At 65.4% G+C, this 8,752-nt stretch carries 8 protein-coding genes; 3 read left to right on the plus strand and 5 right to left on the minus strand.

All coding sequences use genetic code 11. The annotated features are described in order from the left end of the window. Positions 1–27: 27 nt before the first annotated feature. From V5A38_RS06235 to V5A38_RS06245, 3 genes are all read right to left on the minus strand, one after another. Positions 28–1,152, minus strand: coding sequence for a DUF373 family protein (locus V5A38_RS06235; RefSeq protein ID WP_332324882.1), 1,125 nt, complete (start codon positions 1,150–1,152; stop codon positions 28–30). A 111-nt stretch (positions 1,153–1,263) separates the two neighbouring features. After that, complete coding sequence (gene sppA / locus V5A38_RS06240; RefSeq protein WP_332324883.1) at positions 1,264–2,268, minus strand: signal peptide peptidase SppA; 1,005 nt, start codon at positions 2,266–2,268, stop codon at positions 1,264–1,266. Positions 2,269–2,375: 107 nt separating this feature from the next. After that, positions 2,376–3,299, minus strand: a complete 924-nt coding sequence (locus V5A38_RS06245) for a coiled-coil protein (RefSeq protein ID WP_332324884.1) — start codon at positions 3,297–3,299, stop codon at positions 2,376–2,378. Between the two features lie 280 nt (positions 3,300–3,579). Here V5A38_RS06245 and V5A38_RS06250 point away from each other — a divergent pair, with 280 nt between their 5' ends. Both V5A38_RS06250 and nth read left to right on the plus strand, forming a co-directional pair. Further along, complete coding sequence (locus V5A38_RS06250; protein ID WP_332324885.1) at positions 3,580–4,041, plus strand: DUF371 domain-containing protein; 462 nt, start codon at positions 3,580–3,582, stop codon at positions 4,039–4,041. Positions 4,042–4,111: 70 nt separating this feature from the next. Beyond that, positions 4,112–4,984 carry an endonuclease III gene (gene nth / locus V5A38_RS06255; protein ID WP_332324886.1) on the plus strand — a complete coding sequence of 291 codons (873 nt, stop codon included), beginning with the start codon at positions 4,112–4,114 and terminating at the stop codon, positions 4,982–4,984. A 2-nt stretch (positions 4,985–4,986) separates the two neighbouring features. On the opposite strand, the gene V5A38_RS06260 is transcribed toward nth, so the two are convergent. Both V5A38_RS06260 and V5A38_RS06265 read right to left on the minus strand, forming a co-directional pair. Next, positions 4,987–5,916 carry a hypothetical protein gene (locus V5A38_RS06260; RefSeq protein ID WP_332324887.1) on the minus strand — a complete coding sequence of 310 codons (930 nt, stop codon included), beginning with the start codon at positions 5,914–5,916 and terminating at the stop codon, positions 4,987–4,989. Positions 5,917–6,055: 139 nt separating this feature from the next. Continuing rightward, positions 6,056–7,987 (minus strand): beta-CASP ribonuclease aCPSF1, encoded by a 1,932-nt coding sequence (locus V5A38_RS06265; RefSeq protein ID WP_332324888.1) that lies wholly within the window; start codon positions 7,985–7,987, stop codon positions 6,056–6,058. Positions 7,988–8,276: 289 nt separating this feature from the next. Between V5A38_RS06265 and V5A38_RS06270 the strand changes: the two genes are divergently transcribed. Next, on the plus strand, positions 8,277–8,752 hold a 476-nt coding region (locus V5A38_RS06270), incomplete at its 3' end, for a hypothetical protein (RefSeq protein ID WP_332324889.1).

Consider the following 8,752-nt stretch of genomic DNA (forward strand, 5'->3'; position numbering starts at 1 on the left):
TCGTCACAGGTCACGCGCCGCGACCGGTTACTGCTTCTCCACGGCTTCCTCCGGCGGCTCCTCGGTCACCCTCGCAGCCACCCGAACCCCGATCAGCGAGACGACGATACCGGCGGTGATGAACAGCACCAGCCGGTGGCCCGGGTCGAGCGACATCGCCATCCCGGCGACATCGACGGCGAACTGGTCGAGGACGTTCTGGCGCTCCAGGAAGTAGCCCGCGAACCCGCGGACGACCAGCCCGACCGCCAGCACGCCGAATGGCAGGTTCAGCACCGGCGAGGGAATCTCGTCGTCGCGGATGTACTCGTCGACGAGCCGCCCCGCGGAGGCCGTCAGCGCGGCGAGTGCGAGCCACGGCACCGACGCGTACGTAAAGAGGATGAACTGGACGAACGTCGGCTGGTCCTGGCCCACGTTCGTCGCCGAGAGCGCGCCGAGGAAGATGCCGATGAAGGCCAACCCGACGGCGACAGCGTAGGTGACGACCGAGACCTGGCCGGAGTAGAGCGCATCACGGACCCGTTCCGGGGTGTCCTCCAGCCGGTCGTCGATGGAGAGCCCTTTGAACAGCAGGACGGCCCCCAGCAGCGAGGCGAGGCCGGCCATCGCCACCTGCGTGGAGAACTGGATCGCCAGCGCGGGAAGGGCGATGAGTGCGACGCCCAGCGGCACCATCACCGTCGAGCGGAGCTCCTCGTCGCCCAGGAACTGCTTGATGAGGTAGTACGTGGACTCGATATCCCGGGCCTGTCGCACTACCACGCGGTCGACACTGTCGACGCCGACCCGGGATTCGATAATGGGGACCGCGCGCTCGTCCTCGGCGCTGTCGACGACGACGATGGCCGAGTCGGGCGTGTAGCGTTCGATCAGCTCGTCGATCTGTGCGGCGATTGCGCGGTCCGCACCGACGCGGGAGGCGGTCCCACCGGAGACGACTGCGACGGTCGCTTCATCGCCGCCGTCCTGCAGGTCGCGGGCCACGCGTAGCGCTTCCAGGAGGGAGTTGACGCTCGCGTCCTCGGGGTCGGCGAGCCCCACGTCGGTAACCAGCGAGCGGACCGCTTCCCAGCCCGCGACGGGCATGCCGACGCCCGTCTTCGAGCCGATATCGTTCGAACGATCCACACAGAGGACCAGCGTGCTCACGGACGGGGAGAGGGGCCCACCGAAGAAAAGCTTCGGGTCGTTACACACAGCCACGACGGTGTCCCCACGGCCGCGACACGAGGTCGCGGCAGGTCGTTCGCCGCGACTTCGCTACGTTCGGAACTCGAAGTCGAGCCCGTCGCCGTCGATGCGGCTCGCAATCCCGGCGCCGAAGGCGTACGCGACCGAACGCGCCCCCATGCCGACGCGTGAGAGCGGGCTGCGCTGGGGTTCGAACTCCCTGACGTCCACCGCTTCGCCCAGCTCCTCTTCGAGGCGGTCTTCCACGTCCTCGCGGCTGCCGAGGCTGTCGACGAGACCCATCTCTGCGGCGTCCTCGCCGAGATAGATTCGGGCCTCCGTCTCCCGAACCTCTGCAGGGTCGAGCGCCCGTCCCTCGGTGACGCGGTCGACGAACGTCCCGTACATGTCGTCGATGAGCCCCTGTAGATACTCGCGTTCGTCCTCCTCGATCTCCTTGAGCGGGGTGCCGGCGTCCTTGTACTCGCCGGCCGTGAACTGTTCGTAGCTGACGCCCAGCCGATCGGCAAGCTCGGAGACGTTTGGCCGGGAGCCGAGCACGCCGATTGAGCCGACGATTGAGAGGTCCCGGGCCCAGAGCTCGTCACAGCCGGAGGCGATCCAGTAGCCCCCGCTGGCACAGACGTCAGTCGCGTAGGCCACCGTCGGCCCGTCGAACGCCGCAGCGGCGTCGCGGATCTCGTCGCTCGGCACTACTTCGCCGCCGGGCGTGTTGAGCCGGATCATCAGCGCATCGACCGCCCGGTCGTCGTCGGCCGCCTCGATCTGGTCGACGATTTCGTCAGCCGTCGCCCCGACCGGCCCGGTCGGAATCGGCGACATCCCGCCGCCGTCTCGGGTGATCGGCCCTTTGACAGCTACCTCCCCCACGTTGTAGAGGGGAAACTGACTTCCAGCCATCCCGGCGGCCAGTCTGAATGCGATTCCCCCCAGACCGAAGAGAAGCAGCAGCCCCAGTAGATCCGCGAGGCTGTCCGCGAATTCGATGAACAGCAGCCAGCCGACGGCGACAGTGAGGACGACGGCGGTCGCGACGATGGCAACTCGCCCCAGTCGCTCAGTTCTGTCTGACATGCGGCTATCTCCGACCGGATGCTACAAAAGGCTGGTCAGATCGACGGCCCGGAGTGCCGTGGCTGGCCGATAGCGACTGGCAAAACGGGAACAGATTCCTCGCGGCGTTAGAGAAGCCCCGTCTTCTGGAGCTTCATCAGGTCCTCGGTGTCGAGGGTCTCGCCCTCCTTGAACTTCTGGTAGATCTCCTCGGCTTCCTCCTTCTCCGCTTCCATCTTCTTCTCGCGCTCGTCCTTGCGCTCTTCCTCCTCTTCCTTGTCCAGTTCGCGCAGGCGCTTCTGGACGCGGACGAAGTCTTCGTGGTGCTGGTCGGCGGCCTCCTGGGCCTCGACGAACAGCTCGTGCATCTCGTCGGCTTCGTCGCGAATCTCGTCGGCTTCGCGGTAGGCCTCGATCATCTCGTTGTGGTGCTCCTGGGCCTTGTCGGCCAGCTCCGTCACCTTCTGGTGGTGCTGGCTCGCCTCGGAGCGGACCTCCTCGGCTTCCTCGACGGTCTCCTCGAGCTCGCCGCTCTGGTCGACCTTCTCCTCGCGCTCGGCGAGCTGCTCGCGCTTGTCCTCGATCTTCTCGATGAGTTCGCGCTCGTCCTCCGCGGAAAGCACCTCGGTCTGCTGGCGGAACTCGAGCTCCTCGATCTCTTCGCGGAGCTGCTCGGCGTCCTTGCCGTCGTCGAGCTCGAGGTCCTCCTTCATCTCCTCGACCTCGTCGAACAGCTCGTTTGCCTCGGCGTTGAGCTCGTTTCGCTTCTCCTTGTGTTCCTGAACCTGCTCGTTCAGCTCGTCGCGCTTCTCGCGGTGTTCCTGGGCCTCGTCGACCTTCTCACGCGTCTTTGCGTTCAGATCGTCACGTTTGGAGGCCCGCTCAGAAGCAAGCTGGTTCAGTTCGTTCCGTCGATCCCGGAGCTGGCCGGCCAGCTTGATGAGCTCGCCTTTCGAGCCATCTTCCAGCTTCTCGTCCGGAAGGTCAACGTTGTCTTGTCCGTTCAGTTCTGCTACGTCGTACTGTTCAAGTACGTCCTCTTTCGTTACCATGCTAATCAGTCCTCTGTACCATCCGCTCTCCGAGTTCTGCAGGCGCTGGTGAAGCGGCGATCGGCCGTGGATAAGAACTCCCGATCATTCTGCGTACGGTACCACCAGCGCCGGAGGCGTTCTGGTGAGTGAGTGTACGGAACTTGTATATTTAAAATCTTCGGGTGGGAACGCGTGAAATTCACTCACACGGCCCTGAAAAGCCGATACACGCGTTAACAGGGACCGGCCGGGACCGGCCGTTCGTCAGGCACTTCCTTACCGAAACCGACCCACCAGTATGGACGAGACGACGCCGGAAACAGACGCAGGCCTCACAGAGGAGATTCGGGCCCGCGGCCACGAGAACGTGCGCGCCGAACACAGCAGCACCGTCGAGGTGACGACTGACGACTGGCTGACCCCGGCAGGTGACTGCATCGTCGGTGTCGACGCCGACCGCCCGCCCGCGGAGTTCGACGAGACGTTCGTCGAGGCCTGCCAGTCCGAGTCAGCCACGATTACCGCGGAGTTCACCGTCGAAACCGACGGCGAACCCCTCACCGACACGCTGGTCGGGCGGGGCGACCCAGAACTCACGTTCGAGGGCGACCGGAGCTTCGTCGGCCGGACGAGCGACTACGTCGACGACCGAACTGTTTTCGTCGGCGCCGACGGCGCGGCTGCTGACCTGGATCGCGCGCTCATCGACGCGCTCGCTGCGGGCGCCCCGCTAACGCTCACGCTGACTGTCGAGCCGTAGCTCCCAACCGTCTCCGCCGGTCTCGGCCGGTTTCGGCCGGTTTTTCAGCCGGCAGTCCCATAGATGTCCTATGCCCAACGAACCGAGCGACCGGCCTGACGAGCCGGCGGAGAACATCAGCGGCGGCCCTCGTGGCGGCGGCGAACACACCGTCACCCCGGCGGAGTCTTCGGATCCGGAGCCGACGACCCGCGCGGAGGCGGTCGTCGATAATCTCGGCGAGAGGTACTGGCAGAAAGCCTACGGCGGGCGGGATGCTTTCGAGTGTCTGGTTCGGACGATTCTCAGTCAGAACACGAGCGACACGGCGAGCCAGCCGGCTCACGACAGCCTGCTGGCCCGCTATGGGGGCTCGGCGGACCGAACAGGCGCCGAGGACGGCGGTGCCGGCCTCGCGAGTGCGCTCGCGACCGCCGAGCAGGACGAACTCGCAGAAACGATCTCAGCAGCCGGCCTCTACAACCAGAAATCGGAAACCATCATCCGCCTCGCAGGACGGATTGTCGAGGAGTACGAGGGTGAAGCCGGCTTCGACGAGTTCGTCAAATCCGGCCACCCGGACGAGGTGCGGGACACGCTCCTGAAGATGAAAGGCGTCGGTCCGAAAACCGCCGACTGCGTCCTCCTGTTCTCCGGCGGGCGCGGTGGCGTGTTCCCCGTCGATACCCACGTCCACCGCATCGCCCGGCGGATGGGGCTGGCGCCCGCAAACGCGGACCACGAGGAGGTCCGGGAGGCTATCGAATCAGCGATTCCCCCCGGAAAGTGCGGGTTCGGGCATACGGCGATGATCCAGTTCGGCCGGGAGTACTGCACCGCCAGAAAGCCCGCCTGTCTGGACGGACCCGAAGCCTGCCCGCTCGTCGAGCAGTGCGACCAGGTGGGCGTCGACGAGTTATCCGGCGAAGTCATCGACCCGGCAGACGTTCCCGCCGACGACTGAGGCTACGCCTCGTCGCTAACCCGATAGACGGCGTCGTGGGTCAGGATAAGCGAATTCTCTTCGGCGAACGCCTCCACTGCAGTGGCCATCTCCCCTGTTACCGTCGTCGAAACCGAGGTCGGCCTGCTCTCTTCGGCCCGGAGTTCCGAGAGCACGCGTCGAACGCCGTCGGCGACGCCGGCCAGCCGAAGCGTCACAGGCGGCGACGAGGCGTCGACGGCCGTCGCCGAAAGCACGTACCAGACCGCTGTGGCGAAAAACTCCGCGTCGGTCTGCTGGGCTTCCTTCCCCCGGTACGTCGTACCGTCGTGCGAGAAGTAGCCGCCGAAGAACTCGTGGCGAACCCACGAACCGAGTTCGGTTTCCGGAGACACCCGCGCGTCCTCCCCGGTCGATTTCCCGATCGCTGCGAGTGCGAGCTCCCGTCGCTTCTCCGGAAGCGAGGAGATGGGCGTCACATCGGCGTTATCCGGGGGGTCGGTCTCCTCTGCCCCGACGAGCAGTTCGTAGCGGGTGTCACCCTCGACCGAGAGGTCGTAGACGCCGGAGAGCTCACCCGCCTCGTCGTCGAACTGTATCCGCTCGAACGCCGCCAGCGGCGGGCTCGGATCGTACGTCGGCGTTTCCGCATTGGCGCGAATCGTCTGGTCCGTCGTCGCCGCCGTTCGGAGCCATCCGCGGAGCTCCGGTGGGTAGACGAGTAGCGTCCCGTCGGCCTCGCGCGCCGGAATCGGTTCGAGCGTGAGTGTCCCAGTCGGCGTGTCGGATGGTGACGCCGTGTGGGTGGCAGTCGGTGTGTGGACGTCTGTTGGGGACGCTGTTGGCGTCCCTGTCGGCGTCACCTCGTCGCCAGCACAGCCCGCGACGGTGGCGAGTCCGGCGGCAACTGTCGACAGAACCGCCCGCCGGGAGCGGTCGTGTGGAGTGGTCATAGCCGAGCGTTTGGGGCTTCCCGGTAAATGCTTTCAGGCGTCTGTCGGGTTTGGCGGGAATGGCCAGTACCACGAAGGCGATTTGGCAGCGCGCAAGCGCGACGAACGCGTGTGACAGGTACAGAGGAGAGAGAACGTTCTACTTGAACCGGAACGTCTCGAGGTTCTTCGGCGCGAACGTGCGCATGTTGAACTCGTGGTAGAGCGCCGAGGAGAAGTCCTGGACGGAGCTCTCGTCGCCGTGGACACAGAGTACCTTCTCCGGGCGCGGGCTCATGTTGCGGATGAAGTTCATCAGCCCCTCGCGGTCGGCGTGGCCCGAGAACCCGTCGACCGTCTGCACACCCATCTCCAGGCTCAGTGTCGAGCTCCGGCCCGAGCGGCCCGAGCCGAAGTCAGAGACCGGAATCTCGTCCCAGCCGTTCTGGATACGCCGGCCGAGCGTCCCCTGGGCCTGGTAGCCCACGAAGGTGAGCTTCGAGTTCGGGTCGCTGCCGAGGTGGCGGAGCCAGGACATGATGGGGCCGCCAGTGACCATCCCAGAGGTCGAGAGGATGATTGCCGGGCCGCCGTCGACGACCTCCTGACGCTCCTCCTGGCCGCCGTCGATGTGGTTGAACTGGTCGGCGAGGAACGGGTTCTCGTTCTCGTGGAAGATCCGGTCCCGAAGGTCGTCACGGAGATACTCCGGATACGTGGTGTGAATGGCGGTCGCCTCCCAGATCATCCCGTCGAGATGGACCGGCATCTCCGGAATCTTCCCGGAGCGCATCGCCTCCTCGATGACAAGCATGATCTCCTGGGACCGGCCGACCGCGAACGCCGGGATGAGCACCTTCCCCTCCTGCTCGTGGACCTCGTTGATCGCCTCGATGAGCGCTTCCTCGGAGTCCTGCTGGTCGGTCTGGTAGTCGTTTCGGCCGCCGTAGGTCGACTCCATCACGAGCGCCTCGACTCTGGGGAAATCGTTGACTGCACCGTTGAACAGCCGGGTGTCCTCGTAGTGGATGTCGCCGGAGAAACAGACGTTGTAGAGTCCGTCGCCGACGTGGAAATGACTCACCGCCGAGCCGAGGATATGACCCGCGTTGTGGAACGTAAGTTTGAGGTCGGGCGCGATGTCGGTCACGTCGCCGTACTCGAGCGGGATACAGTGTTTGATGGCCTCGCGAACCTGCTCGGACTCGTAGGGTGGCGTTCGACCCTCCTTCGCGGCCACGTCGAGATAGTCGAGCGTCAGTAACCCCATCAGGTCACGAGTGGGTTCGGTGCAGTAGATGGGCCCGTCGTAGCCGTATTTGAACAGCAGCGGAATGAGCGCCGAGTGGTCGAGGTGGGCGTGAGTGAGCACAACGGCGTCGAGGTTCTGGGCCCCAGCGCCGAGCGCCTCCGGGATCTGGAGATACGGCACCTCACCTTCGGCGCCGGGTTTGTCGCCGCAGTCGACGAGGACGCGGGTCTCGGCGGTGTTGAGAATAAACGCCGCGCGACCGACCTCGCGACAGCAGCCGAGCGTGGTGATGCGAACCCACTGTTCGCGTCCCATCTCCTCGCGGTGGATCTGCCGGCCGACGCGTTCGAGGACCTCCCGGCGCTCCTGGCGCTCCTGTTTCAGGAAGTTCCGGACGTTCGAGACGGTGGAGGACTCGATCGGCGGCGTCCGAACGACTTCAGGGGTCCAGCCGACCTCCTGGGTGATCTCTCGGAGCGTGGAGCCGTGGCGGCCGATGACCATCCCGGGTTTCTCGGCTTCGATGACGACCTCGCCGGTGTCTTCGTGGAAATCGAGTTCGGAGACGCCCGCATCCTCGGGGATCACGTCGAGTACCTGCTGGCGCGCGGTTTCTGGGCTCGAGAGCACCTCGGGGTCCGGCCGGACGGTGATGCGCTTGCGGAGCTTCGAGGCGAGGTTCCGCACGAGATTGCCGTCACCGGCGAACTCCTTGGGGTCTCTCGTGTAGACGACGAGCTCCGGCCCTTCGTACTTCACGTCGGTGATGGAGATCGTGCTCGGAACTTCGTCTTCGATTTCGCTTTTCAACTCCTCGAGTTGCGTATCTACTTGGCTCATATGTCAGAGGGTCGCGCCGGCAGGAACGACAGCCGTCTCGGCTATCAGGTCGATGGCGACGCGAGAGGTTCGCATGTGTAGCTAACTCACTGCGGTGACTCAGCACGCGGGGAAGTACCGTGAGAACCCGCTTATCCGGAGTTTTTCTTCCTGGTGATAAAAAACTTCCCAAACCCGTGCGCTGTGCGAGCGTGGTAAATCAGCGAGAGCGTGGCTCAGGCAGACGGATTATCGGGGTGTCTCCGGCCAGAACCCGAACCACGAAGAGCCACGGGTCCCAGTACCGGGCATGAAGCTGACACCGGCTGGCGTCGCCACTGAGCGCGAACGCCTGCGCAACCGTGAGAGGGTCGTCCCCCTGCTCAACCAGGTCCGCGACCGTCTCGGCGAACAGTTCGGGACCGACATCGATCACGTCACACCGGAGCAGTACCAGGCTGAGGTCGACGAGGTGTTCACCGACGGCGACCGGGCGGTGAACGTCGCGGCCTACGCCAGGCTCCTGCGCGAACTGGACGTGGACGACGACTACCCGGGGTTCGTCGTCGACGAGGTGCTCGGTCGAAAGCTGGCGGCAACCATCGCCGGCGGCGAGCCGCTGGGCACGCTCGCGGCAGCGACGTTCCACGGCGCAGATATGTTGGTGGACGATACGGAGCAGTCCGCAGGCGCCGACAAAGGGGAGCCGGCACGGGCAGCCGGCGCCGACGAAGGGGAGCCGGCACGGGCAGCCGGCGCCGACGAAGGGGAGCCGGCACGGGCAGC

The organism is Halolamina sp., assembly GCF_036626355.1.
Lineage (GTDB): Archaea > Halobacteriota > Halobacteria > Halobacteriales > Haloferacaceae > Halolamina.

What these genes read in the sequence shown, in the direction of transcription:
- sppA (WP_332324883.1), bottom strand. Translation starts at nt 2,268, where the DNA reads ATGTCAGACAGAACTGAGCGACTGGGGCGAGTTGCCATCGTCGCGACC.
- V5A38_RS06245 (WP_332324884.1), bottom strand. Translation starts at nt 3,299, where the DNA reads ATGGTAACGAAAGAGGACGTACTTGAACAGTACGACGTAGCAGAACTG.
- V5A38_RS06250 (WP_332324885.1), top strand. Translation starts at nt 3,580, where the DNA reads ATGGACGAGACGACGCCGGAAACAGACGCAGGCCTCACAGAGGAGATT.
- nth (WP_332324886.1), top strand. Translation starts at nt 4,112, where the DNA reads ATGCCCAACGAACCGAGCGACCGGCCTGACGAGCCGGCGGAGAACATC.
- V5A38_RS06260 (WP_332324887.1), bottom strand. Translation starts at nt 5,916, where the DNA reads ATGACCACTCCACACGACCGCTCCCGGCGGGCGGTTCTGTCGACAGTT.
- V5A38_RS06265 (WP_332324888.1), bottom strand. Translation starts at nt 7,987, where the DNA reads ATGAGCCAAGTAGATACGCAACTCGAGGAGTTGAAAAGCGAAATCGAA.